23 protein-coding genes are annotated in these 23,676 nt (G+C 71.5%); 14 read left to right on the top strand and 9 right to left on the bottom strand.

What is annotated here, in order from left to right:
• Window positions 1–23: 23 nt before the first annotated feature.
• Window positions 24–3,098, bottom strand: a complete 3,075-nt coding sequence (locus AB0O53_RS10635) for an NACHT domain-containing protein (RefSeq protein WP_365194554.1) — start codon at window positions 3,096–3,098, stop codon at window positions 24–26.
• 93 nt (window positions 3,099–3,191) lie between these two features.
• On the opposite strand from AB0O53_RS10635, the gene AB0O53_RS10630 reads away from it, so the two are divergent.
• The 3 genes from AB0O53_RS10630 to AB0O53_RS10620 are packed head-to-tail and all read left to right on the top strand — an operon-like array spanning window position 3,192 to window position 5,945.
• On the top strand, window positions 3,192–4,163 hold the full coding sequence (locus tag AB0O53_RS10630) for a sterol desaturase family protein (RefSeq protein WP_365194551.1): 972 nt from the start codon (window positions 3,192–3,194) through the stop codon (window positions 4,161–4,163).
• A complete protein-coding gene (locus AB0O53_RS10625; RefSeq protein WP_403139924.1) occupies window positions 4,160–4,846 on the top strand; it encodes a lysoplasmalogenase in 687 nt (228 codons plus the stop codon). Before AB0O53_RS10630 ends, AB0O53_RS10625 begins: the two co-directional genes overlap by 4 nt.
• Before the next feature lie 55 nt (window positions 4,847–4,901).
• Window positions 4,902–5,945, top strand: coding sequence for a zinc-dependent alcohol dehydrogenase family protein (locus AB0O53_RS10620; protein ID WP_350994734.1), 1,044 nt, complete (start codon window positions 4,902–4,904; stop codon window positions 5,943–5,945).
• 135 nt (window positions 5,946–6,080) lie between these two features.
• On the opposite strand, the gene AB0O53_RS10615 is transcribed toward AB0O53_RS10620, so the two are convergent.
• Window positions 6,081–7,625: a S8 family serine peptidase gene (locus AB0O53_RS10615; RefSeq protein WP_350994732.1), complete on the bottom strand. Its 1,545-nt coding sequence runs from the start codon at window positions 7,623–7,625 to the stop codon at window positions 6,081–6,083.
• Between the two features lie 258 nt (window positions 7,626–7,883).
• Between AB0O53_RS10615 and AB0O53_RS10610 the strand changes: the two genes are divergently transcribed.
• The 3 genes from AB0O53_RS10610 (at window position 7,884) to moaA (ending at window position 11,041) form a co-directional block, all read left to right on the top strand.
• The gene (locus AB0O53_RS10610) at window positions 7,884–8,249 is read left to right on the top strand and encodes a DUF485 domain-containing protein (RefSeq protein WP_350994730.1); all 366 of its coding nucleotides are present in this window, start codon (window positions 7,884–7,886) and stop codon (window positions 8,247–8,249) included.
• Window positions 8,246–9,874 carry a monocarboxylic acid transporter gene (locus tag AB0O53_RS10605; protein ID WP_365194548.1) on the top strand — a complete coding sequence of 543 codons (1,629 nt, stop codon included), beginning with the start codon at window positions 8,246–8,248 and terminating at the stop codon, window positions 9,872–9,874. Before AB0O53_RS10610 ends, AB0O53_RS10605 begins: the two co-directional genes overlap by 4 nt.
• Window positions 9,875–10,051: 177 nt before the next feature.
• The gene (gene moaA, locus AB0O53_RS10600; RefSeq protein ID WP_350994726.1) at window positions 10,052–11,041 is read left to right on the top strand and encodes a GTP 3',8-cyclase MoaA; all 990 of its coding nucleotides are present in this window, start codon (window positions 10,052–10,054) and stop codon (window positions 11,039–11,041) included.
• 70 nt (window positions 11,042–11,111) lie between these two features.
• On the opposite strand, the gene AB0O53_RS10595 is transcribed toward moaA, so the two are convergent.
• Entirely contained in the window at window positions 11,112–11,363 is a 252-nt protein-coding gene (locus AB0O53_RS10595; RefSeq protein WP_350994724.1) for a hypothetical protein, read from the bottom strand.
• A 136-nt stretch (window positions 11,364–11,499) separates the two neighbouring features.
• A complete protein-coding gene (locus AB0O53_RS10590) occupies window positions 11,500–11,832 on the bottom strand; it encodes a DUF3099 domain-containing protein (protein ID WP_350994722.1) in 333 nt (110 codons plus the stop codon).
• A 182-nt stretch (window positions 11,833–12,014) separates the two neighbouring features.
• Here AB0O53_RS10590 and AB0O53_RS10585 point away from each other — a divergent pair, with 182 nt between their 5' ends.
• Complete coding sequence (locus AB0O53_RS10585) at window positions 12,015–12,293, top strand: GlsB/YeaQ/YmgE family stress response membrane protein (RefSeq protein ID WP_350994720.1); 279 nt, start codon at window positions 12,015–12,017, stop codon at window positions 12,291–12,293.
• An 87-nt stretch (window positions 12,294–12,380) separates the two neighbouring features.
• Here AB0O53_RS10585 and tyrS read toward each other — a convergent pair whose 3' ends face one another.
• The 3 genes from tyrS to AB0O53_RS10570 form a co-directional block, all read right to left on the bottom strand.
• Entirely contained in the window at window positions 12,381–13,649 is a 1,269-nt protein-coding gene (gene tyrS / locus AB0O53_RS10580; protein ID WP_365194543.1) for a tyrosine--tRNA ligase, read from the bottom strand.
• Window positions 13,650–13,701: 52 nt separating this feature from the next.
• The gene (locus AB0O53_RS10575) at window positions 13,702–15,093 is read right to left on the bottom strand and encodes a metallopeptidase TldD-related protein (protein WP_350994716.1); all 1,392 of its coding nucleotides are present in this window, start codon (window positions 15,091–15,093) and stop codon (window positions 13,702–13,704) included.
• 88 nt (window positions 15,094–15,181) lie between these two features.
• Window positions 15,182–16,744 carry a TldD/PmbA family protein gene (locus tag AB0O53_RS10570; protein ID WP_434094433.1) on the bottom strand — a complete coding sequence of 521 codons (1,563 nt, stop codon included), beginning with the start codon at window positions 16,742–16,744 and terminating at the stop codon, window positions 15,182–15,184.
• Between the two features lie 145 nt (window positions 16,745–16,889).
• On the opposite strand from AB0O53_RS10570, the gene fabG reads away from it, so the two are divergent.
• The 3 genes from fabG (at window position 16,890) to AB0O53_RS10555 (ending at window position 19,038) form a co-directional block, all read left to right on the top strand.
• A complete protein-coding gene (gene fabG, locus AB0O53_RS10565; protein WP_031148971.1) occupies window positions 16,890–17,609 on the top strand; it encodes a 3-oxoacyl-[acyl-carrier-protein] reductase in 720 nt (239 codons plus the stop codon).
• A gap of 5 nt (window positions 17,610–17,614) precedes the next feature.
• Window positions 17,615–18,385 carry an enoyl-ACP reductase FabI gene (gene fabI / locus AB0O53_RS10560; RefSeq protein ID WP_030849743.1) on the top strand — a complete coding sequence of 257 codons (771 nt, stop codon included), beginning with the start codon at window positions 17,615–17,617 and terminating at the stop codon, window positions 18,383–18,385.
• Window positions 18,386–18,741: 356 nt separating this feature from the next.
• Window positions 18,742–19,038 (top strand): hypothetical protein, encoded by a 297-nt coding sequence (locus AB0O53_RS10555; protein ID WP_403143273.1) that lies wholly within the window; start codon window positions 18,742–18,744, stop codon window positions 19,036–19,038.
• A 33-nt stretch (window positions 19,039–19,071) separates the two neighbouring features.
• Here AB0O53_RS10555 and AB0O53_RS10550 read toward each other — a convergent pair whose 3' ends face one another.
• Window positions 19,072–19,740 (bottom strand): FadR/GntR family transcriptional regulator, encoded by a 669-nt coding sequence (locus AB0O53_RS10550; RefSeq protein ID WP_365194538.1) that lies wholly within the window; start codon window positions 19,738–19,740, stop codon window positions 19,072–19,074.
• A gap of 88 nt (window positions 19,741–19,828) precedes the next feature.
• On the opposite strand from AB0O53_RS10550, the gene AB0O53_RS10545 reads away from it, so the two are divergent.
• The 4 genes from AB0O53_RS10545 (at window position 19,829) to AB0O53_RS10530 (ending at window position 22,290) form a co-directional block, all read left to right on the top strand.
• Window positions 19,829–21,130: a CynX/NimT family MFS transporter gene (locus AB0O53_RS10545; RefSeq protein ID WP_365194536.1), complete on the top strand. Its 1,302-nt coding sequence runs from the start codon at window positions 19,829–19,831 to the stop codon at window positions 21,128–21,130.
• Window positions 21,131–21,135: 5 nt separating this feature from the next.
• Window positions 21,136–21,255 carry an SGM_5486 family transporter-associated protein gene (locus AB0O53_RS10540; protein WP_257855467.1) on the top strand — a complete coding sequence of 40 codons (120 nt, stop codon included), beginning with the start codon at window positions 21,136–21,138 and terminating at the stop codon, window positions 21,253–21,255.
• A 208-nt stretch (window positions 21,256–21,463) separates the two neighbouring features.
• Window positions 21,464–21,685 carry a hypothetical protein gene (locus AB0O53_RS10535; RefSeq protein WP_365194534.1) on the top strand — a complete coding sequence of 74 codons (222 nt, stop codon included), beginning with the start codon at window positions 21,464–21,466 and terminating at the stop codon, window positions 21,683–21,685.
• 83 nt (window positions 21,686–21,768) lie between these two features.
• On the top strand, window positions 21,769–22,290 hold the full coding sequence (locus tag AB0O53_RS10530; RefSeq protein WP_037930673.1) for a SixA phosphatase family protein: 522 nt from the start codon (window positions 21,769–21,771) through the stop codon (window positions 22,288–22,290).
• Window positions 22,291–22,414: 124 nt separating this feature from the next.
• On the opposite strand, the gene serB is transcribed toward AB0O53_RS10530, so the two are convergent.
• The gene (gene serB, locus AB0O53_RS10525) at window positions 22,415–23,614 is read right to left on the bottom strand and encodes a phosphoserine phosphatase SerB (protein WP_350994703.1); all 1,200 of its coding nucleotides are present in this window, start codon (window positions 23,612–23,614) and stop codon (window positions 22,415–22,417) included.
• Between the last annotated feature and the right edge of the window lie 62 nt (window positions 23,615–23,676).

Here is a 23,676-nt window from a genome sequence, read left to right as displayed (position 1 = left end):
CCCGGCTCCCGCCGGGGCGGCTCCTAGTGGAACCGGAGCCGCCCCGGCGGGAGGGCCTCGCCTCCGCGCACGTCGGTGCCCCCGTAGACGTGGACCGTGAGGTCGGGCAGCTCGCTGAGGGGCGCCAGGTCCACCGTGCCGCAGGCGCTCAGCGACAGCGTCCGCAGCTTCGAGAGCTTGGCGATGTGGCGCGAGACCTGCGGTGGGAAGTCGCAGTCGGACAGGAACATGCTGGTCAGGTCCGGGAAGCGCAGGAACTCCTCGGGATCCGGCCGCCGCCGGTGGATCATCTGGAGGAAGTGCAGATCCGGCACCCGCGCCATGGTGCGCAGCTCCGCGCCCTGGCGGTCTCCGGCGATGCTGAGCGACCGAAGCCCCGTCCAGCGCTCCAGGCCGTCCAACGACGTGTCCTCCGTACCCTCGAACAGCCAGAGGCCGGTGAGCTCGTTGAGCGTGGGAAGCTCGCCGACCGACCGGTAGCCCTCGGTGGAACTGAGCCCGAGCGTGGTGAGCGAAGGCAGTTCGCGGAGCACGTCGAGTCGGACGTCAGGGCTCCCGGAGAGGAAGAGGCTCTGCAGGGGGATGCCGGCGACGGCGTTGATGTCCCTGACGGCGGGACACACGGTGAGAGCCAGGTGCTCGAGTTCCCGGAGCGAGGACAGCGGAGCGACGTCGGTCAGGTCGGGGGAGTCGAGGACGTACAGCATCTGGAGGTCGGTCCGCCCGGACACCTCCGGTGGGATGCGATCGGCCTTGAACAGCCGGAGCCGGCGGAACTGCGGCAGAAGGGCGAGGCAGGCCAGTTGCTCCGGCGTGTGCAGGGACAGCAGGGCGCTTTCGTCCGTGATCCCCGAAAGCACGGCCGAGGCGTAGGCTGCGGCGTCGAAGCGCCCCCACGCCTGATCGAGTTCGGACAGCGCCTCGGGCCGCACCTCCTCGCGGAACCGCCGGATCACCTCCAGCGCCCGCTCACCACCGACCAGGGAGGCCGTCCGGATGGTGGCCGCCGTCTGCGGCTCGCTCAGGTCGTCACCGGGCCGGGGCAACAGGTCGAGGACCAACGAGCCGGCCTTGGACAGCTCTTCCGCCTGCTCCGGGCCGCGCGGCGGCAGGAGTTCCGCCACGCGGGCCCTCACCTCCGACCGGATTTCCGGTTCCAGTTCGGGGGCGTGTTCCAGGCAGGCCGCCGCCAGGAGCACCAAGCGGTTGCGAACGCTCTTGACCTTGTCCGCGCGGCGCAGAAGACCGCGCAGGATGCGGGTGCGTTCATCCGGGCGGGCGTGGCCCACCGCCATGCGGACCACGTCGTCCCAGGTGTCGTCATGGGCGTTCTTCACCAGCACGCCGAAGTCACGCGCCTCCACCGCTGCTTTGGCGCCCAGGTAGTCCTGGAAGGTGCGGTGGACGAAGACGACGGAGCCCGGCACCGGCTCCAGGAGCAGACCGCTGCGGATCAGCAGGTGGGTGAAGACCTGCGCCGCGCCGCCCTGCGCAGCAACCTGCGGCATCGAGTTCAGCCACTCGGCAACCATCTCGACGGCCTCGTCCCGGTCCGCCTCCACCTGACCGTTCCTGATCAGCCAGTAGGCGAACCGCTGGAGCAGCGCAATCTGTTCGTCGCGGGTGAGGTAGACGCCCTCCACCCCGCTGATCTCCCGTTCCGTGTCCCGCCGGATCAGGAGCATGTCCAGGGCGGCGTCGTACAGCTCCTTGCGCGCCCGGGGAAGGTGCATCCTCCGGTCCCGGTTCAAGGCGCAGAGCAGTGCGCACATCAGGGGGTTGGTGGCGAGCCGGGCCAGGTCTCGGCGGGCCGACACCGCTTCCAGCAGCGAGGCCTCGTACGCGTCGAGGTCCTCGCCGGGGCATTCGGCGCGCGCCGCCCGGTGCCAGTGCGAGACGAAGGCCCGGACGTCGTCCAACTCCATCGGGAGCAGCGAGTGCGGCGTGAAGCCCTGTCCTGCCAGCCAGTCCTCCGGCACGGCCGACGGGCGGGTCGTCACCACGTACCGTGCCTTCGGGAACGCAGCGATCAGAGATCGCAGCCAGGCTTCCGTGCGGGTGCGCAGCCGCTGCGGGACCTCGTCCACACCGTCCACCAGTACCAGCGCCCGGCCGTTCAGCATCAGGTCCTCGGTCCAGCCGGCCGGCGCCGACAGGGGCACGCCCGAGGCGCGCAGGAACTCCTCCGGCAGGGGGAGCGCCTCCGCCGTGGTGAACGCGCGCAGGCGCAGGACGAACGGGACGCACATCGCCCACGGCCCCTCGGCCTGCCGGGCCGCGTTCAGCGCCAGCCACTGCATCAGCGTGCTCTTGCCCGAGCCGGCCGGGCCGCGGAGCAACACCCGGTCCGCCGAGCCCAGGGCATGCTCGGCCCTGACCGGGCTCGGGTGCATGCCCGGCTCGCCCGGCATCAGCTGCTGCTCGCCGCTGACCGTGAGGCTGATGTAGGCGAGGTCCAACGGCCACTCCTGCCGCGCCCGGTCGGTGGTCAGGCCGAAGAGCTGGAGGCGGCTGTGGGCCTGCGCCACGTACTGTGCGTATTTCTCCTCGAATGCGTGTGCCGCACCCCCGTTGCGGGCCGCCATCCGTTCCACCGCACGCTGGAGCTCGCCGGTCCGGCGGATCAGCTCCACGTCCGACCGCGCCCCGAAGCCCGGCAGGGTGGTGATGTACTCCACCGCGTGCGCGCAGCAGAGGGAGACCATGTGGCGGTAGACGGCCTCGGCGGCCTCGTCCAGACCCGCGCCGCGCGGCGGCAACAGCAACGCTGCCAGTGCCGTCGGATCCAGGTCCGCAGCGAAAAGGGCCTCCGCGTCGAGCATCCCCAATGCGGCGAAGGCATCGCCGACCGCATCGATCACCGCCAGACGCTCGTGTTGCGGCAGGCAGTTCGAGTCCTCGCCGAGGCGTGCGGCCAGCACCCGGGTCAGCCGGCGGACCTCCGGCTCACCCAGTTCCTCCGGGCGGCTCCAGCGGGCCGCCGGGCGCACGGGGTCGGCTACCAGGCCCGCTCCCGGCGCGCGACCCAGGAGGGACTTCACCAGGGCGCTCGCTGCCGTCCCCGCCACCCGTAAGAGAACCGTCTCGAATCCCGTCATTCCCCGCCCTCCCCGAACCGACGGTAACCTCGATGGATACCGATCGGTAACAACCTCTAGCGGCACCCCCGAAGGCGCCTCTATGGTGCGGACATGCCGAACCTGCCCGATGTCGTGCTGTGGTCCATACCCGCCTTCGTGCTGCTCACCGTCATCGAGCTGGTGAGCTACCGCCTCCATCCCGACGAGGATGCGGCCGGCTATGACACGAAGGACGCCGTCACCAGCATCAGCATGGGGCTCGGCAGCATCGGATTCGACCTGCTCTGGAAGATCCCGGTGGTCGCGGTCTTCACCGCCGTCTACGAACTCACCCCGCTGCGGGTGCCGTTGCTGTGGTGGACCATCCCGCTGATGCTGCTCGCCCAGGACTTCCTCTACTACTGGCAGCACCGCGGCCACCACGTGATCCGCATCCTGTGGGCCTGCCACGTGGTCCACCACAGCAGCCGGAAGTTCAACCTCACCACCGCCCTGCGCCAGCCCTGGACCAGTGCCACGACCTACTGGTTCTACCTGCCGATGGTGGCCGTCGGGGTGCACCCGGCCGTGATCCCCTTCTGCTACGGCATCAACCTGCTCTACCAGTTCTGGGTCCACACCGAGCGCATCGGCAAGCTGCCCCGGGCCTACGAGTACGTCTTCAACACCCCGTCCCACCACCGCGTCCACCACGCGTCCCAGGGCGGCTACCTCGACCGCAACTACGGCGGCATCCTGATCATCTGGGACCGGATGTTCGGCTCCTGGGTGGGCGAGACCGACCAGCCCGTCTACGGGCTCACCAAGAACATCGACACCTACAACCCGCTGCGCGTCGCCACCCACGAGTACGCCGCCATCGCCCGGGACGTGCGCGCCGCCCGGAGCTGGAGCGAGCGGGCCGGCCGGGTCTTCCGCGGCCCCGGCTGGCAGCCCGCGGCATCGGTCCAGGCGGCCCCGGCCGCCCAGGCCGCCGCACCCGCGGCGCAGGCCGCCGCGCCCGCTGCCGCCGCCGTGCCCGCGCCCGCCGCCGTGCCCGCACCCGCCCCCGACCCGGCCGCCGTACAGGAGACCACCGCGTGAGCACCGCCGAGTCCACCGGCCGTCCCGGCCCCTCCTGGGCCGCCGACCGGGCGGTTCCCGGCCGGGAACGCCTCGGCCGCGTCGCCCTCGCGTCCTTCGCCGTGGCCGCCGCAGCCGACCTCGGCTCGCTGCTCGCCGACTGGCACCTCGGGCACGTCATCGCCAAGCCGCTGCTGATGCCGCTGCTCGTCGCCTACGTGATCACGCGCGGCGCGCCCCGCCTGCTGGTCGCCGCCCTGCTCTTCGGCTGGGGCGGTGACCTGGCCCTGCTCTTCGACGCCGAGGCCGCCTTCCTCGTCGGCATGGGCTCCTTCGCCGTCGGGCACGTCTGCTACCTCGTCCTGTTCGGCAAGCGGCCCGCGAACGCGCTCCTCGGCGGCGGCTACGTGCTGGCCCTCCTCGGGACCGTCGCCCTGCTCTGGTCCGACCTGCCCGCGGACCTGCGGATCCCGGTCGCCGGCTACAGCCTGCTGCTGACCGCCATGGCCTTCCGCTCCAGCGCCCTGGGCCTGCGGGCCGGCATCGGCGGTGCGCTGTTCCTGCTGTCCGACACGCTCATCGCCTCCGGTGTCGCCGCATGGCCCCAGCTGCCCCGCCCCGACTTCTGGATCATGGCCACCTACCTCGCGGCCCAGTACCTGCTGGCCACCGGAACGACCACCCGCGAAGCAGGCGTACCGTAGGACGGTCATCAGTCGTACAAGACTGAACAACCCCGAGCCGGAGGACTGCACCACCATGCGCGCCACCGTCATCCACGCCCCGCACGACATCCGCGTGGAGGAGGTGCCCGACGCTGCGATCCAGCGCCCCGAGGACGCCGTCGTCCGCGTCCTGCGTGCCTGCATCTGCGGCAGCGACCTGTGGGCCTACCGCGGCGAGGCCCAGCGCCAGCCCGGCCAGCGCATCGGCCACGAGTTCCTGGGCGTCGTCGAGGAGACCGGCCCGGCCGTGTCCGGCCTGCGCGCCGGCGACCTGGTCGTCGCGCCCTTCATGTGGTCGGACGGCACCTGCGAGTACTGCAAGGAGGGCCTCTACACCTCCTGCGACCACGGCGGCTTCTGGGGCTCGGTCGGTCACGACGGCGGCCAGGGCGAGGCCGTGCGCGTCCCGCACGCCGACGGGACGCTGGTGAAGCTGCCCGCCGAGGCCGTCTCCGACGACCACCTGCTCACCGGCCTGCTCGCCCTCTCCGACGTCATGGGCACCGGCCACCACGCCGCGCTGGGCGCGGGCGTGCGCGCGGGCTCCACGGTCGCCGTGGTCGGCGACGGCGCGGTCGGCCTGTGCGGCGTCCTCGCCGCCAAGCGCCTCGGCGCCGAGCGGATCATCGCCCTGGGCCGCCACACGGTCCGCACCGACATAGCCAGGCTCTTCGGGGCCACCGACGTCGTCGCCGAGCGCGGCGAGGCCGCCGAGGCGGCCGTGCGCGAGCTCACCGGCGGCCGCGGCGCGCACTGCGTCATCGAGGCGGTCGGCACCGAGCAGTCCATGCGCACGGCGGTGAACATCACCCGCGACGGCGGGGCCGTCGGCTACGTCGGCGTCCCGCACGGCAGCGGCACCGGCCTCGACCTCGGCGTCATGTTCGACCGCAACATCACCCTGCGCGGTGGTGTGGCACCGGTCCGCGCCTACATCCCGGAGCTCCTGGAGGACGTGCTCGGCGGGGTGATCGACCCGGCGCCCGTCTTCGACCGCGCCGTGTCCCTGGACGAGGTCCCGGACGGCTACCGCGCGATGGACGACCGCAGCGCGCTCAAGGTCCTGATCAAGCCCTGACCCCCGGGAGGGCGCGGGCGTGAGCGCGGACGGGCCGGGCGGGGTGATCCCCGCCCGGCCCGTCCGTTCGTACGCCGGTCCGTTCGTACGCAGGTCCGTGCTACGCCCGTCCGTCGGCGCGTGCGCCGCCTCGGACTACTTCACGGCCTTGAGCGCGTCCACGACGCCGTAGCCGTAGTAACCGGTCTGGCCCCACTTGGCCTGGCAGGTGGTGGCGTTGATCAGCGCGCCCGTGGCGTCGTAGATCTGCGCCGGGCAGGCCGCCTTGGTGGACTGCGCCTTCAGCATCGCCTGGAGCTGCGACGGCGTGGCCGACGGGTGGGCGCTCTTGAGCAGCGCCGCGACGCCCGCGACGTGCGGGGCGGCCATCGAGGTGCCCTGCTTGTAGCCGTAGCCGCCGCCCGGGACGGTCGACAGCACGCGCCCGTTGGCGTCCGGGGTGGCCGGGACCTGCCACTTGTCGCCGCCGGGGGCCGCGACGTCCACGACCCCGAGGCCGTAGCTGGAGTAGTACGAGCGCAGGCCCTGGTCGCCGGTCGCGGAGACGGTGACCACGCCCGGCAGCTGCGTGGGCAGGTCCAGGCAGACCTTCGGGTCGATGGTGCGGGTGACCGGGGTGGTGTCGTTCGGGCTGGTGGTGTCCTCCAGGGTGGCCGCGGCCAGGTCCTGGTTGGAGTTGCCGGCCGAGGCCACGTGCAGCGTGCCCTTGCGCTCGGCGTACTTGGTCGCCCGCCCGATGGCCTCCACCAGCGCCTTCTGGTCGTCGTCCGACTTGCAGTTGAAGAGCCACGGGTCGACGTAGTAGCTGTTGTTGGTCACCTCGATCCCCTTCTCGGCGGCGAACATGAAGCCGCAGACGACCGCCTCGGTGTAGAAGAGGCTGGTCCCGGGCTCGCTCACCTTGATCGCGGCGATCTTCACGCCGGGCGCCACACCGCTGATGCCGACGCCGTTGCGCGGGGCGCCGATGGTGCCGGCCACGTGCGTGCCGTGGTCGCTGCCGTCCGCGTACGGGCGCCAGGCGCCCTCGGTGGTGTCCGCGACGCCGCCGACGCAGTTGGCCGACTGGCCCTTGGAGAAGTTCGGGGCGAGGTCGGGGTGGGTGTCGTCCACGCCCGTGTCGATGATGCCCACGGTGACGTTCCGGCTGCCATCGTTGATCTTGTGAGCCTCGTCGGCCTTGATCGTCCGCAGGTCCCACTGGTTGGGCTCGAGCGGCTCCTGGCCCTCCTGGGCCTGCGCCGCCGCCTTGGCGGCGTCCGCCTCGCTCAGCCGCTGGGTCGCGCCCTCCTCGGTGGTCTGCACGGCCGACATCGGGGCCGTCCGGGTGGCACCGACCGACACGAACAGCCCACGCTGGGCGCGCAGCTGCTTGGCGAAGTCCGGGTTCTGGGAGTGTGCGACGAGGACCCCGATCTGCTCGTAGGCCGTCACCACCGTTCCGCCGGCCCGCTCGACTGCCTTCTTCGCCGCCTTCACGGTGGCGTACGCGTTCAGGTTCGCCACGTACGACAGCTTGGGGCCGGTGGTCGCGGCCTTCGAAGCCGTCGGCGCGTCCGCGGACCCGGCCAGCGGGGCGGCGGAGGCCGACACCGAGGGCAGCAGGGCGAGCGAGGCGGTGAGCGCCAGGCCGACCGGTACGGCGAGGGCACGCCGGCGGACGGATCCCAGATGAGCCATGGGTTCTCCAGATCATCTTGAAAAAGCCGTCCGCACGCGGTCGCGTCGGACGGGTCCATGACAAGTGAACCTAGTGCCGCCGTTCCCTTTTCCGCCATCAGTTCGAGAAATCAGTTCCCGAAGAATCCACGGGTGTTGAACCGTCCCGACACGCCGGCCGTGCCGTTGACAGAGGGGGGTCAGCGCCATCGGCCCCCCCACACGGAGGTTGTTTTGTCCGTCGTCCCCACCGCACCTGCGTCACAAGGAGATTCCCCCGTGACCACCGAAGCAGCGCCGCCCCCGGGCAGCGCGGGAACGCCCCTGGCGGGCCCCACGGCCGATGAGTACGTGAGCGTCCAGCAGAGCCCCGAGTTCGCCGAACTCCGCCGCTCCTACCGCTCCTTCGCCTTCCCGCTCACCGTGGCCTTCATCGCCTGGTACCTGCTCTACGTCCTGCTGTCCAACTACGCGGGCGGCTTCATGGGGACCAAGCTCTTCGGCAACATCAACGTCGCCCTGGTGCTCGGCCTCGCACAGTTCGCGACGACCTTCCTCATCGCCTGGCTCTACGCGCGCCACGCCGCCGCCAGGCTCGACCCCCGGGCCGAGGCCATCAAGGCGCGGATGGAGGCCGCCGAATGAGCGCGACGCACCACCTGACGACGGTCGCGGCCGGCGCCTCCGAGCACCGGCCGCTCATCATCACCCTGTTCGGCCTGTTCGTCGTCGCCACCCTGATCATCACGGTCTGGGCCGGCCGCCAGACCAAGGACGCCGCGGACTTCTACGCGGGCGGCCGCCAGTTCACCGGCTTCCAGAACGGCCTGGCCATCTCCGGCGACTACATGTCCGCCGCGTCCTTCCTCGGCATCGCCGGAGCCATCGCCCTCTTCGGCTACGACGGCTTCCTCTACTCCATCGGCTTCCTCGTGGCCTGGCTGGTCGCCCTCCTGCTCGTCGCCGAGCCGCTGCGCAACTCCGGCCGGTACACCATGGGCGACGTCCTCGCGTACCGGATGCGCCAGCGGCCCGTCCGCACCGCGGCGGGCACCTCCACCATCGTGGTCTCGATCTTCTACCTGCTGGCCCAGATGGCCGGCGCCGGCGTGCTGGTCTCGCTGCTCCTGGGCATCACCAGCGACGGCGGCAAGGTCGCGGTCGTCGCCCTGGTCGGCGTCCTGATGATCGTCTACGTGACCATCGGCGGCATGAAGGGCACCACCTGGGTCCAGATGATCAAGGCGGTCCTGCTGATCGCGGGCGCCCTGCTGATCACCTTCCTGGTGCTGCTGGAGTTCGACTTCAACGTCTCCGACCTGCTCGGCAAGGCGGCCGAGAACAGCGGCCAGGGGGCCAAGTTCCTCGAACCGGGCCTGAAGTACGGCAAGGACTCGACCTCGAAGCTGGACTTCATCTCCCTCGGCCTCGCCCTCGTCCTCGGCACGGCCGGACTCCCGCACATCCTGATCCGCTTCTACACGGTGCCCACCGCCAAGGCCGCCCGGAAGTCCGTGAACTGGGCCATCGGCATCATCGGCGCCTTCTACCTCATGACCATCGCCCTCGGCTTCGGCGCGGCGGCCCTGCTGGAGCGCGCCGACATCCTGGCCTCGAACAAGGCCGGCAACACCGCCGCGCCCCTGCTGGCCCAAGCCGTCGGCGGCGGTGCGGACTCCACCGGCGGGGCCGTCCTGCTCGCCGTGATCTCCGCGGTCGCCTTCGCCACCATCCTCGCCGTGGTCGCGGGCCTGACCCTCGCCTCCTCCTCGTCCTTCGCCCACGACCTGTACGTGAACGTGATCCGCAAGGGCAAGGCCACCGAGCGGGAGGAGGTCCGGGCCGCCCGCTGGTCCACGGTCGTCATCGGCGCCGTCGCCATCGGCCTCGGAGCCCTGGCCCGCGACCTGAACGTGGCCGGACTCGTCGCGCTCGCCTTCGCGGTCGCCGCCTCCGCCAACCTGCCGACGATCCTCTACAGCCTCTTCTGGAAGCGCTTCAACACCCAGGGCGCGCTCTGGTCCATCTACGGCGGCCTTGTCTCGGCGGTCGGCCTGGTGCTGTTCTCCCCGGTCGTGTCCGGAAAGCCCACCTCGATGTTCAAGGACGCGGACTTCTTCTGGTTCCCGCTGGAGAACCCGGGGATCATCTCCATCCCCCTCGGCTTCCTCCTCGGATGGCTGGGAACCGTCCTCACCAAGGAGAAGGCCGACCCGCAGAAGTACGCCGAGCTGGAGGTGCGCTCCCTCACCGGAACAGGGGCGGTCTGACATCGTCCGAACACCCAGCGTGGCCGTGTCGTAGTTCCCTACGACACGGCCACGTCACGTCTCGTTCATTCGGGCATCACGCAACGACACACGCGTCCCGTAGTCTCGAAATAGAACGCGTGGAGTAGAGCCAATGTCGCGCGTATGTCTACTTCCGGACAGGGGAGGGGGCCCACAGTGCTTCTCGACACCTATGGCCGCGTGGCCACTGACCTGCGCGTCTCGCTCACCGACCGGTGCAATCTGCGCTGTACGTACTGCATGCCCGAAGAGGGCCTCCAGTGGCTCGGCAAGTCCGACCTGCTCACCGACGACGAGATCGTCAGGCTGATCCGCATCGCCGTCACGCAGCTCGGCATCACCGAGGTCCGCTTCACCGGCGGTGAACCGCTGCTGCGGCCCGGCCTGGTCGGGATCGTCGAACAGTGCGCGGGGCTGGAGCCCCGCCCCAAGATGTCGCTGACCACCAACGGCATCGGCCTCAAGCGCACCGCGCAGGCCCTGAAGGCCGCCGGCCTGGACCGGGTGAACGTCTCCCTGGACACCCTGCGCCCCGAGGTCTTCAAGACCCTCACCCGCCGCGACCGGCACAAGGACGTCATCGAGGGCATGGCCGCGGCCCGCGACGCGGGCCTGACCCCCGTCAAGGTCAACGCCGTGCTCATGCCCGGACTCAACGACGACGAGGCCCCCGACCTGCTGGCCTGGGCCGTCGAGAACGAGTACGAGCTCCGCTTCATCGAGCAGATGCCGCTCGACGCCCAGCACGGCTGGAAGCGCGACGGCATGATCACCGCCGGGGACATCCTGGAGTCGCTGCGCACGCGCTTCACGCTCACCGAGGAGGGTGCCGACGAGCGCGGCTCCGCCCCGGCCGAGCGCTGGGTGGTCGACGGCGGCCCCGCCACCGTCGGCGTCATCGCCTCGGTCACCCGCCCGTTCTGCGGCGCCTGCGACCGCACCCGGCTCACGGCCGACGGCCAGGTCCGTACGTGCCTGTTCGCCACCGAGGAGTCGGACCTGCGCGCCGCCCTGCGCTCGGGCGCCCCGGACGAGGAGATCGCCCGGCTGTGGAAGGTGGCGATGTGGGGCAAGAAGGCCGGATCCGGCCTCGACGACCCGTCGTTCCTGCAGCCCGACCGCCCCATGTCCGCGATCGGCGGCTGACCGGTCCGTCCCGGCGGCCGGTACGGACCAGCCGCCGCGCACGGGGAGAGGCAGGGGCGGCGGCGCCGGGTCAGCGCAGGCGCTCCGAGCCCTCCGGCTGCACCCACTCGTCGAGTTTCACGACGTCCTTGAGGAAACCGCGCACGCCCAGGAACTGGGAGAGGTGCTCGCGGTGTTCCTCGCACGCCAGCCACGTCTTGCGCCGCTCCGGCGTGTGCAGCGTCGGGTTGTTCCATGCGAGGACCCAGACGGCCGCGGCACGGCAGCCCTTGGCCGAGCAGGTGGGGATCTCGTCGGGAGCGGGGGAGTCGGAGGAAGTCACGACCTCACCCTAGAACGGAAAGGCGACGCCGAGCAGCCACGGGGGGAGCTGCCCGGCGTCGGTCCGTCGCTCCGACGGGGGATGCGGAGCGCGTGAGCAGTATGTCACGCAGGACCCGGTGCGGTGCACCGGAACTTCATGATTGATCTGAGCTTTTATTGAGGTTTCCCGCGTCCAGTGCCGGACGCACGGGAGCCGGGACGAAGTGGGAGGGCAGCGACGGCGTCGACTCGCGGCCCGCGTTGGCGATGACCACGGCCACGTAGGGCAGCAGGGCGCCCGCGACGAGCGTCACGACGGCCACGGGGCGCGACACGTTCCACAACAGCACGGTCGCGATGACCGACAGGGTCCTCACGGCCATCGAGATCACGTAGCGGCGCTGGCGGCCCCGCACGTCCTCGGCGAGCCCCATCCGGGCGCCGGTGATCCGGAAGACCTCGGCCCCGTTCTGCTTCTGTCGCTTCACCCGTTCCACGTCCTACCACCGATCGCCGGCCGGTCCTTCCCCGGACCGGACCCTCCCACGGTACGCGGCCCACGCCGCCGCGGGGACAGGGGGACCCCCATGGCGCCGCCCGAAATGCGCGGTACGCCGTACGGGTCGACACTGGGCCCACGTGCGCACACCGCGCCAGGAGGAGGCTGGACATGAGCTGGTTGTGGGCGATCATCGTCGGTTTCGTGCTGGGGCTGATAGCCAAGGCCATCCTGCCGGGCAAACAGCACCAGCCGCTGTGGCTGACCACGCTGATGGGCATCATCGGCAGCGTCCTCGGCAACGCCGTCGCCGCCTGGATCGGCGTCGCCGACACCCGGGGCATCGACTGGACCCGCCACCTCCTGCAGCTCGTGGGAGCGGTCCTCTTCGTCTTCCTCGGCGAAATGGCCTACAAGGCGATGCGCGGCGGCAGCCGCCAGACCACCTAGGCGCGGAACATGCCGGAGGGGCCGGCCGGACCATCGGTCCGAACCGGCCCCTCCGCCGTGCTCCGCGACCCCCGCGGGGGTCGGGTGTCAGGCGCCGGTGACCTCGACCGCCGCCAGGTTCTTCTTGCCGCGGCGCAGGACCAGCCAGCGCCCGTGCAGCAGGTCCTCCGCGGCGGGGACCGCGTCCTCGGCGGTGACCTTCGCGTTGTTCACGTAGGCCCCGCCCTCCTTCACGGTCCGGCGCCCGGCCGACTTGCTCGCGACCAGACCCGTCTCCGCCAGGAGGTCCACCACCAGACCCAGCTCCGACACCTTGGCGTGCGGCAGCTCCGACAGGGCCGCGGCGAGCGTGGCCTCGTCCAGCTCCGCCAGGTCGCCCTGGCCGAACAGCGCGCGCGAGGCGGCGATCACCGCGGCGCACTGGTCGGCACCGTGCACCAGCGTGGTCAGCTCCTCCGCCAGCGCCCGCTGCGCGGCACGCGCCTGCGGCCGCTCGGCGGTCTGCGCCTCCAGCTCCTCCAGCTCCTCACGGGACTTGAAGGAGAGGATCCGCATGTAGGTGGAGATGTCCCGGTCGTCCACGTTCAGCCAGAACTGGTAGAACGCGTACGGGGTGGTCATCTCCGGGTCCAGCCAGACGGCCCCGCCCTCGGTCTTGCCGAACTTCGTGCCGTCCGCCTTGACCATCAGCGGGGTCGCCATCGCGTGGACGTGCGCGTCCGGCTCGACCCGGTGGATCAGGTCGAGGCCGGCCGTCAGGTTGCCCCACTGGTCCGAGCCGCCCTGCTGCAGGGTGCAGCCGTGGCGCCGGTACAGCTCCAGGAAGTCCATGCCCTGGAGGAGCTGGTAACTGAACTCCGTGTAGCTGATGCCCTGGTCCGACTCCAGCCGCTTGGCGACCGAGTCCTTCGTCAGCATCTTGTTGACGCGGAAGTGCTTGCCGATGTCCCGCAGGAACTCGATGGCGGACATGCCCGCCGTCCAGTCCAGGTTGTTGACCAGGACCGCGGCGTTCTCGCCCTCGAAGGACAGGAACGGCTCGATCTGCGAGCGCAGCCGGTTCACCCACTCCGCGATCACCGCGGGGTCGTTCAGGGTGCGCTCGGCGGTCGGACGGGGGTCACCGATCTGTCCGGTGGCCCCGCCGACCAGCGCGAGCGGCCGGTTGCCCGCCAGCTGCAGCCGCCGCATCGTGAGCACCTGCACCAGGTGGCCGACGTGCAGCGAGGCGGCGGTCGGGTCGTAGCCGCAATAGAACGTGACCGGACCGTCCGCGAAGGCCTTGCGCAGCGCTTCTTCGTCGGTGGACTGGGCGAAGAGCCCGCGCCACTTCAGTTCGTCGACGATGTCCGTCACGGTCTCTCGACTCCTTACGTTTTGTGGAAATGCCGTGCTCAGTCTAGGTGGGTCAGACGCCCTTGCTCACCGAACTCATGTTGAAGTCCGGGATGCGGACAGCGGGCATCGCGGCCCGCGTGAACCAGTCGCTCCACTCGCGCGGCAGGGTCTTCTCCGTCCGGCCCGCCTCCGAGGCCCGCGACAGCAGGTCCACCGGGGACTCGTTGAAGCGGAAGTTGTTCACCTCGCCCACGACCTGCCCGTTCTCCACCAGGTAGACGCCGTCCCGGGTGAGGCCCGTGAGCAGCAGCGTGGCCGGGTCCACCTCGCGGATGTACCAGAGGCAGGTCAGCAGCAGGCCCCGCTCGGTGTCCGCGACCATCTCGTCGAGGGTCTTGTCGCCGCCGCCGTCGAGGATCAGGTTCCCGAAGCCGGGGGAGACCGGCAGGCCGGTCAGGCCGGCGGTGTGCCGGGTCGTGGACAGCCTGGCCAGCTCACCGTCCTTGATCCACTCGGTCGCCGGCACCGGCAGGCCGTTGTCGAAGACCGAGCCGCTGTCGCCGGAGCTGTGCGCGATGACGAACGGGGAGCACTCCAGGCCCGGCGCGTTCGGGTCGCTGCGCAGGGTCAGCGGCAGCTCGGTGAGCCGCTCGCCGAGCCGGGTGCCGCCGCCGGGCTTGGAGAAGACCGTACGGCCCTCCACCGCGTCCCGGGCCGCCGCCGACCACATCTGGTAGATCAGCAGGTCCGCCACGGCTGTCGGCGGCAGCAGGGTCTCGTACCGCCCGGCGGGCAGGTCGATCTTCCGCTCCGCCCAGCCCAGGCGCACGGCGAGCTCCGCGTCCAGCGCGGTCGGGTCCACGTCCTTGAAGTCCCGGGTGGAGCGGCCGGCCCAGGCCGAGCGCCTGCGGTCCGGGGACTTCGCGTTGAGCTCCAGCGTGCCGTTGGGCTGGTCGTGGCGCAGCCGCAGGCCCGTCGAGGTGCCGACGTACGTGGAGACCAGCTCGTGGTGGGCGAAGCCGTACAGCTCCCGGCCGCCGGCCCGGGCCCGGGCGAAGGCCTCGCCGAGCGCCGGGGCGAAGTCCGCGAACACGGCGGAGCCGGTCTCGGCCGGGGCGTCGGCGAAGTCCGGCGACGCCGGGGTCCCGGTGACCAGCGGCTGGGCGTCCTCGGCGGGACCCGCGCCCCGCGCGGCCGCCTCGGCGGCCCGCACCAGCGGCTCCAGGTCCTCCGCGGTGACCGCGGAACGCGACACGACCCCCGAGGCCGCGCCCTCCTTGCCGTCGACGGTGGCGATGACCGTCAGGGTCCGGCCGCGGGTGACGCCGTTGGTCGTCAGGGCGTTGCCGGCCCAGCGCAGGTTGGCGCTCGACTCCTCGTCGGCGATGACGACGCATCCGTCGGCGGTGGACAGCTCAAGGGCCCGCTCGACGATCTCGTGCGGCTTGGTCGATCGGCTCATCGGCCGGCCTCCTGCGTGGTGTTCAGACTGTGCTGTCCCGGGTGGCGACCCCCGGACCCCCGGCAGATCCCGTGGTGGGCGTGCGCGCTCATCGGCCGGCCTCCTGCGTGGTGTTCAAGATGTTCACGTCGCGGAACAGCGCGGAGGGGCAGCCGTGCGAAACCGCCGCGACCTGGCCCGGCTGGGCCTTTCCGCAGTTGAAGGCGCCGCCCAGGACGTAGGTCTGCGGGCCGCCGACCTTCTCCATCGAGCCCCAGAAGTCGGTGGTGGTGGCCTGGTAGGCCACGTCGCGCAGCTGCCCGGCCAGCCTGCCGTTCTCGATCCGGAAGAACCGCTGCCCGGTGAACTGGAAGTTGTAGCGCTGCATGTCGATCGACCAGGAGCGGTCGCCGACCACGTAGATCCCGCGCTCCACGCCGCCGATCAGGTCCTCGGTCGACAGCCCGCCGGGATCCGGCTGGAGGGAGACGTTCGCCATGCGCTGCACGGGCACGTGCGCGGGGGAGTCGGCGAAGGCGCAGCCGTTGGAGCGGCCGAGGCCGGTCAGCTTCGCGATCCGCCGGTCCAGCTGGTAGCCGACCAGGGTGCCGTCCTTGACCAGGTCCCAGCTCTGCGCCTGGACGCCCTCGTCGTCGAAGCCGACGGTGGCCAGCCCGTGCTCGGCGGTGCGGTCGCCCGTCACGTTCATGATCGGAGAGCCGTACCTGAGCTTGCCCAGCTGGTCGAAGGTGGCGAAGGAGGTCCCCGCGTACGCCGCCTCGTAGCCCAGCGCCCGGTCGAGCTCGGTGGCGTGGCCGATGGACTCGTGGATGGTGAGCCACAGGTTGGACGGGTCCACGACCAGGTCGTAGCGCCCGGCCTGGACGCTCGGCGCCCGCATTTTCTCGGCGAGCAGGCCGGGGATCTCCTCCAGCTCGGCGTTCCAGTCCCAGCCGGTCCCCGTCAGGTACTCCCAGCCGCGGCCGGCGGGCGGGGCGATGGTGCGCATCGAGTCGAACTCGCCGGTGGTGCCGTTGACGGCGACCGCCGTGACCTGCGGATGGATCCGGACCCGCTGCTGCGTGGTCGTGGTGCCCGCGGTGTCGGCGTAGAACTTGTTCTCGTGGACGGCGAGCAGCGAGGCGTCCACGTGCGCGACGCCGTCGGCCGCCAGCAGCCGGGAGCTCCAGTCGGCGAGCAGTGCCGCCTTCTCGGCGTCCGGCACCTCGAAGGGGTTCACCTCGTAGGCGGAGATCCACGTCTTGTCCGCGTGCACCGGCTCCTCGGCGAGCTCCACGCGCTCGTCCGAACCGGCGGCCTTGATCACCTGGGCGGACAGCTTCGCCATGGCCACGGCCTGCGAGGCCACCCTGGCGGCGCCGTCCATGGTCAGGTCGACGCCGGAGGCGAACCCCCAGCTGCCCGCGTGCACGACCCGGACCGCGTAGCCGAGGTCGGTGGTGTCGGACCCGCCGGAGGGCTTGGCGTCGCGCAGCCGCCACGAGGCGCTGCGGATCCGCTCCAGCCGGAAGTCGGCATGCTCGGCGCCCAGCGCGCGGGCCCGGGCGAGCGCCGCGTCGGCGAGCGCCCGCAGGGGCAGCGCGGTGAAGGCCGCGTCGATGGAATGGGGCACGGAAGTCCTCCCGGGGTCTGGGACGGTCGCCCCGATCATGTCGCGATCGGGGCGCTTGTGCCTACATCTTTCTGTAGGGATTCGACAGAGCCCGCTGCGAGGCCCTGTCGGGGGTCGATTCCCCGTACGAGCGATGCGACCTATAGGTTTTCGGTATTCAGACCGCTAGCGAAAGGGTGATCCGTTGAGCCGCTCGGTTCTCGTCACCGGAGGAAACCGGGGCATCGGCCTCGCCATCGCCCGAGCCTTCGCGGAGGCGGGCGACAAGGTCGCGATCACGTACCGGTCGGGTGAGCCGCCGCAGGCCCTCACCGAACTCGGTGTCCTGGCGGTGCGCTGCGACATCACCGACTCCGAGCAGGTGGAGCAGGCCTACAAGCAGATCGAGGACGCGCACGGCGCGGTCGAGGTGCTCGTGGCCAACGCCGGCATCACCAAGGACACGCTGCTGATGCGGATGTCCGAGGAGGACTTCGCCTCGGTCGTCGACACCAACCTCACCGGCACCTTCCGGGTGGTCAAGCGCGCGAACCGCGGCATGCTTCGCGCCAAGAAGGGCCGCGTCGTCCTGATCTCCTCGGTCGTCGGGCTCCTCGGCTCGGCGGGGCAGGCGAACTACGCCGCCTCCAAGGCCGCGCTGGTCGGCTTCGCCCGCTCGCTCGCCCGCGAGCTGGGCTCCCGCAACATCACCTTCAACGTCGTCGCGCCCGGCTTCGTGGACACCGACATGACGAAGGTGCTCACCGACGAGCAGCGCGCGGGGATCGTGGCCCAGGTGCCGCTCGCCCGCTACGCGCAGCCCGAGGAGATCGCGGCAGCCGTCCGCTTCCTGGCGTCCGACGACGCCGCGTACATCACCGGAGCCGTCATTCCCGTTGACGGCGGATTGGGCATGGGTCACTGATCACCATGAGCGGAATTCTCGAGGGCAAGCGCATCCTCATCACGGGTGTGCTGATGGAGTCCTCCATCGCCTTCCACACGGCCAAGCTGGCGCAGGAGCAGGGCGCCGAGGTCATCCTCACCGCGTGGCCGCGCCCGTCCCTGACCGAGCGCATCGCGAAGAAGCTGCCCAAGCCGGTCAAGGTGATCGAGCTCGACGTCACCAACGACGAGCACCTGGCCCGCCTGGAGGGCCTCGTCCGCGACGAGCTCGGCGGCCTCGACGGCGTCGTGCACTCCATCGGCTTCGCGCCGCAGGACGCCCTCGGCGGCAACTTCCTGAACACGCCGTTCGAGTCGGTCGCCACCGCCATGCACGTCTCGGCGTTCTCGCTGAAGTCGCTGACCATGGCCTGCAAGCCGCTCTTCCCGGCGGAGGGCGGGGCCGTCGTCGGCCTCACCTTCGACGCGCAGTTCGCCTGGCCGCAGTACGACTGGATGGGCCCGGCCAAGGCCGCCCTGGAGGCCACCAGCCGCTACCTCGCCCGCGACCTGGGCAAGGAGAACATCCGCTGCAACCTGGTCTCGGCCGGTCCGATCGGCTCCATGGCCGCGAAGTCCATCCCGGGATTCGGCGAGCTGGCCGAGGTCTGGAACACCCGCTCCATGCTGTCGTGGGACATGAGCGACCCGGAGCCGACCGGCCGCGGTGTCGTCGCCCTGCTGTCGGACTGGTTCCCGAAGACCACCGGCGAGATCGTCCACGTGGACGGCGGCGTCCACGCGATGGGTGCCTGACCCCAGGTCATCACCCGGTGTCCGTACGGCGGCGGCCGCGCTTCCCTCCGAGGGGGCGCGGCCGCCGCCGTTGCGGTGTCCGCCGGCGTCCACCGCGACGGCGGCGGACTTCGCTCGCATGTTCACCGGCCGGCCGGATCTTCCCGAGTCGAAAACCTGGACAGATGCCTGCAAACTGGCCGAGTCGGGATCTTCCCGGCTCCGGCGGGGAGGAGGCAGGAGTGCGCACCAGGCCGAGCCGAGCGGTATCGATACTGGTCACATCGGTGATCGTGACCGGACTCCTGATCCCGGCCGTGGCCGCGCAGCCCTCCGGAGACGAGGCGGTGCCGGGCGTCGAGGTAGGGGCTCCGGCCGTGGTGGACCTCTCCGGCATCCCTGCCGAACCCCCCGTGCAGCCCTCCCGGCCCGCCGCCGACGAACTCTTCGGCGCCGACTGCGCCACCTCCATCGAGGGCTCCTCGGTCACCGCGCACTGTCACAACGCCTATCCGGAGACCGACCTGGTGAGCCTGCACGTCGAGTGCGACCGCTGGTGGGACCTGGACGGCGACGGCGCGGCCGTGGCGGTCGGCCCGGCCGCCCGGGTCGAGCTCACCGGCCGCTGCTGGAAAGAGGTCCGCGCGGCCTGGGTCGGCCACCGGCGGCAGTGACCGCGTGCCCCTGGGCCTGCCGGGCGCCTCGCTTCACCTGCCGAGACAGACGAACGGGTAGCCCGCGGCCTCCGAGGCGGCCGCGTCCCCGTCCCCGCGCCGGATCGCCTCGATCAGCCGCGCGTGGTCGACGTGGGCGGCGGGGTCCAGCACGGTGCCGACGTCCGCCCTCAGCCAGTCGGCCACCAGCTCGCCGAGGTCCGCGTACAGCTCGATCAGCACGTCGTTGTGCGAGGCCGTCACCACCGCCATGTGCAGACTCACGTCCGCCGCCACGAAGACCTCCGCGTCACCGCCCGCCCAGGCCTCCTCGCGGCGCGCCAACAGGGCGTCCAGCTGGCGCAGGTCCCGTTCCGTGCGCCGCTCCGCCGCCAGCCGGGCCGCCGAGGACTCCAGCGTGGAGCGGACCTCGGCGATGTGCCGCGGCTCGGCCCCGGCGAAGCGCCGGTGCATGACGCCGGCCAGCTCGCTCGTCGCGATCACGTACGTGCCCGAGCCCTGCCGGATGTCGAGCAGGCCGTTGTGCGCCAGCGCGCGCACGGCCTCGCGCACGGTGTTGCGGGCGACGCCCATCAGCTCCACGAGCTCCGGCTCGGTGGGGATGCGCGAGCCGACCGGCCACTCGCCGGAGGTGATCTGGTTGCGCAGTTGGGCGATCACCTGATCGACGAGCGCGGAGCGCCGGGGCGAGGTCAGCGGCATGGGTTCCTCTCACGAGCGGACGGCTACAGCGACAATGGCAACGACAGCGACTGGACAACCAATCATCCCATGATTCTATGATGGTTCAATGTCCGACGTAGAAACCAAGACGTTCGCCCGGCCCGCCGCAGACCGCGCCGCGGTCCCCATCCCGCACGCGGCGGCGCAGCCGACCTGGCTCGGCCCGGTGCTCATCGTCGGAATCGTCCTGGCCGCCCTCAACCTGCGCCCCGCCATCACCAGCCTCGGCGCCCTCTTCGAGGAGACCCGCACCGGCCTGGGGATGAGCGGCACCGTCGCCGGACTGATCACCTCCGTCCCGGCCCTGTGCTTCGCCGTCTTCGGTGTCACCGCACCCCGGCTCTCCCGCCGCTTCGGCCCGGTCGCCGTCGTCTGCGCCGGCATGGCCGCCGTCGCCGCCGGCCTGCTGATCCGGCCCTTCGCGAGCGGCGCCGCCGGCTTCCTGGCCGCCAGCGCCCTCTCCCTGGCCGGCATAGCCCTCACCAACGTGCTGCTCCCGGTGATCGTCAAGCGCTACTTCCCGGACCGGGTCGGCACCATGACCGGCCTCTACTCCATGGCCCTGGCCGCCGGCACCTCGCTCGCCGCCGCCGCGACCGTCCCGCTGACCGGCGCCCTCGGCGGCAACTGGCGCGCCGGCCTGCTGGTGTGGGCCTGCCTCGCCCTGGCCGCCGTACTGCTGTGGCTGCCCATCGCCCGCGCCGCCCGGCGCGCCGACCGGGACCAGGCCGCGGCCGCCGGCTCCGGCGCGAGCTCCGCCGTACGGGCCGACGCGGGCCCGCGGATCGTCCGCAGCCGCACCGCCTGGGCCCTGGCCTGCTACTTCGGCCTCCAGGCCACGGGCGCCTACATCACCATGGGCTGGCTCCCGCAGATCTTCCGCGACGCGGGGGTCTCCGCCTCCACCGCCGGCGTCCTGCTCGCCGTCACCATGGTCATGGGCGTCCCGCTCGCCTTCGTCATCCCCGGCCTCGCCGGCCGCATGAAGAACCAGGGCGCCATCGCCGTCACCCTCGGCGTCTTCGGCCTCACCGGCTACCTCGGGCTCTACTTCGCCCCCGCCGCCGGAGCGTGGGCCTGGGCGCTCCTGCTCGGCGTCTCCAACTGCGCCTTCCCCCTGGTCATCACCATGATCGGGCTGCGCGCCAAGTCCCCGGCCGGCGTCGTCAAGCTCTCCGCCTTCGCCCAGAGCACCGGCTACCTCATCTCCATCCCCGGCCCGCTCGTCATCGGCACCCTCTACCAGCACAGCGGCGGCTGGGACCTGCCGCTCGCCCTCATGGCGGGCCTCCTCGTCCCGCAGATCGCCCTCGGCGTCCTCGCGGGCAGGGACCGCACGATCGAGGACGAATGCGGCATGCGAGACTGACCGGCATGTCACCCGTACTCGAACCGAACCCGGAGGGCGGCCGCCGGAAGCTCGGCCTCGTCCTCGGCGCCATGCTCGTCGTCTCCGTGATCATCTCCGTGATCGCGACGATCGCCTCACCCTGACCCCGGTCGCGGCCGTGACCGTGCCGGTGTCCCCGGAACCGGCACCGGTACCGGCCGCCGCACGCGCGGGTGGGGATATCCCCACCAACCCCTAGGGGGTCAGGCTCAGGGTGAAGTGGGGTGTGCCCCGGATGGGAACCGCCGTCCCGGATCCATAGATTCGGATACGCAGCGAGCCAGTCCGGTCCACACACCCACGGAGGCGGCCATGTCGGCCCCCACGCACACCAGGTCCCTCCCGTCCGCCCGCAGGACGCGCACCGCCACCGCCGCGAGCACCCGGCTGCACTGGTGGGCACTGGCCCTGCCCGCGCTCGCCTTCGGCCTCCTCCTGCTGCTCCTCGCCGGATCCGGCGAGGCCCACGCCGCCACCGGCGAGGTCTCCGGTCTCGTCCAGGTCGCCGAACAGCTCCTGCGCGCCGTCGGCTGACCTCCCGAGCGCCCCTCACCACCCGGTATGAGCCCCCTCAACACCCTGCGCCCCATGGCCCGTTTCGTGCGAAGCTGGGAGCCATGAGCGCAGACACACCCCGCAGGATCGCCCTCCTCCGGCATGCCAAGGCAGACTGGCCCGACGTGTCCGACCACGACCGTCCGCTGGCGGAACGCGGCCGCAAGGACGCCCCGGCCGTCGGTCTGAAGCTCGCCGAGACCGGCATCGTCTTCGACCTGGCCCTCTGCTCCACCGCGGCCCGCACCCGCGAGACCTGGAAGCTCGCCGTGCAGGAGATGCCGCACCGGCCGAAGACCCACTACGAGGAGCGGATCTACGACGCCTCGCCGGGCGAGCTCATCGCCCTGCTGAACGAGACCTCCGACGAGGTCTCCGACCTCCTCGTCATCGGCCACAACCCCGGCATGCACGCCCTCGCCGACGCCCTCGCCGGGCGCGCGGAGGGCGACACCCTGGCGCGGATGACCCGTACGGGATTCCCCACCGCCGCGCTCGCCGTCGTCTCCTTCACCGGCTCGTGGAAGTCCCTGGAGCACGGCGTGGGCACCCTGCTCGACTACTGGACGCCCAAGGGGCACTGACCGCACCGCCGCCCGAACGCCGCCCGCGGCCGTCGCGCCGGCGCACGCGAAGGGCCCCGGCAGCCGCACCGGCCGCCGGGGCCCCTTCGGGTCCTGGTCGGGTGCTCCGCGCACCCGTGGCGGGTCAGGCCAGGTCCGCGGCCTCGATCTCCTCGCGGGTGATCCCCAGCAGGTACAGCACGGCGTCGAGGAAGGGCACGTTCACCGCCGTGTGCGCGGCCTCGCGGACCACCGGCTTGGCATTGAAGGCCACGCCCAGCCCGGCCGCGTTCAGCATGTCCAGGTCGTTGGCGCCGTCGCCGATGGCCACCGTCTGCGACAGCGGCACGTCGGCCTCCGCGGCGAAGCGGCGCAGCAGCCGGGCCTTGCCCGCCCGGTCCACGATCTCCCCGGTGACCCTGCCCGTCAGCTTCCCGTCGACGATCTCCAGGGTGTTGGCGGAGGCGAAGTCCAGCCCCAGGCGCTCCCGCAGGTCGTCCGTCACCTGGGTGAAGCCGCCCGAGACCACGCCCACCTGGTAGCCGAGCCGCTTGAGCGTACGGATCAGGGTCCGCGCACCCGGGGTCAACTGGACCTCGGCGCGCACCTTGTCGACGACGGACGCGTCCAGGCCCGCCAGCAGGGCCACACGGGCGTGCAGCGACTGCTCGAAGTCCAGCTCGCCGCGCATGGCCCGCTCGGTGACCTCGGCGACCTCCGCCTCGCACCCGGCGTGGGCGGCGAAGAGCTCGATCACCTCGTCCTGGATGAGGGTCGAGTCCACGTCCATGACCACCAGGCGCTGCGCCCGGCGGTGCAGGCCGGCCGAGACCACGGCGATGTCCACGCCGATGTGCGAGGCGGCCGTGGCCAGTGCCGTGCGCAGCGGCTCGGTCTCCACGCCGGAGACGGCGAACTCCACCGCGGTCACCGGGTACTTGGCGAGCCGGAAGATACGGTCGATGTTGCCGCCGGCCCCGGTGATCTCCGCGGCGATGGCGGCCGTGGACTCGGCGGTGAGCGGGTGCCCGAGCACGGTGACGTGGGACCGGCCGCTGCCGCGCGGCCGGTTGTCGCCGGTGCCGGAGAGGATCTCCGCCTGCAGCTTGAGCGATTCGGCCCAGCTGTGGACGGTGGCCCGCAGGTCGCCCTCGGTGCTGCCGACGGGCTTGGTGACGAGGGCGCACAGGACGATGCGGCCACGGGTGACGACCTGCTCGATGTCGACGACGTCGACGGAGTAGGCGGCGAGGGTGTCGAACAGCCCGGCGGTGATCCCGGGACGGTCCTTGCCGAAGATCTTGACGAGGAGGGTGGGGACGTCGGAGGTCTGCGATGCGCTCATGGTGCCCTCACCGTATCTTCCCGGCTCCCGCGACAGGACCCCCGTCCCATTTCCTGAACGTG

Source organism: Streptomyces erythrochromogenes (genome assembly GCF_040684695.1).
Lineage (GTDB): Bacteria > Actinomycetota > Actinomycetes > Streptomycetales > Streptomycetaceae > Streptomyces > Streptomyces erythrochromogenes_C.
This window is presented reverse-complemented; position numbering and strand designations above follow the sequence as displayed.

Excerpts from the sequence above, each read along its gene's own strand:
- AB0O53_RS10635 (WP_365194554.1), bottom strand. The coding sequence starts at position 3,098 with ATGACGGGATTCGAGACGGTTCTCTTACGGGTGGCGGGGACGGCAGCG.
- AB0O53_RS10630 (WP_365194551.1), top strand. The coding sequence starts at position 3,192 with ATGCCGAACCTGCCCGATGTCGTGCTGTGGTCCATACCCGCCTTCGTG.
- AB0O53_RS10620 (WP_350994734.1), top strand. The coding sequence starts at position 4,902 with ATGCGCGCCACCGTCATCCACGCCCCGCACGACATCCGCGTGGAGGAG.
- AB0O53_RS10615 (WP_350994732.1), bottom strand. The coding sequence starts at position 7,625 with ATGGCTCATCTGGGATCCGTCCGCCGGCGTGCCCTCGCCGTACCGGTC.
- AB0O53_RS10605 (WP_365194548.1), top strand. The coding sequence starts at position 8,246 with ATGAGCGCGACGCACCACCTGACGACGGTCGCGGCCGGCGCCTCCGAG.
- AB0O53_RS10585 (WP_350994720.1), top strand. The coding sequence starts at position 12,015 with ATGAGCTGGTTGTGGGCGATCATCGTCGGTTTCGTGCTGGGGCTGATA.
- AB0O53_RS10575 (WP_350994716.1), bottom strand. The coding sequence starts at position 15,093 with ATGAGCCGATCGACCAAGCCGCACGAGATCGTCGAGCGGGCCCTTGAG.
- AB0O53_RS10570 (WP_434094433.1), bottom strand. The coding sequence starts at position 16,744 with ATGATCGGGGCGACCGTCCCAGACCCCGGGAGGACTTCCGTGCCCCAT.
- fabI (WP_030849743.1), top strand. The coding sequence starts at position 17,615 with ATGAGCGGAATTCTCGAGGGCAAGCGCATCCTCATCACGGGTGTGCTG.
- AB0O53_RS10550 (WP_365194538.1), bottom strand. The coding sequence starts at position 19,740 with ATGCCGCTGACCTCGCCCCGGCGCTCCGCGCTCGTCGATCAGGTGATC.
- AB0O53_RS10545 (WP_365194536.1), top strand. The coding sequence starts at position 19,829 with ATGTCCGACGTAGAAACCAAGACGTTCGCCCGGCCCGCCGCAGACCGC.
- AB0O53_RS10540 (WP_257855467.1), top strand. The coding sequence starts at position 21,136 with ATGTCACCCGTACTCGAACCGAACCCGGAGGGCGGCCGCCGGAAGCTC.
- AB0O53_RS10535 (WP_365194534.1), top strand. The coding sequence starts at position 21,464 with ATGTCGGCCCCCACGCACACCAGGTCCCTCCCGTCCGCCCGCAGGACG.
- AB0O53_RS10530 (WP_037930673.1), top strand. The coding sequence starts at position 21,769 with ATGAGCGCAGACACACCCCGCAGGATCGCCCTCCTCCGGCATGCCAAG.
- serB (WP_350994703.1), bottom strand. The coding sequence starts at position 23,614 with ATGAGCGCATCGCAGACCTCCGACGTCCCCACCCTCCTCGTCAAGATC.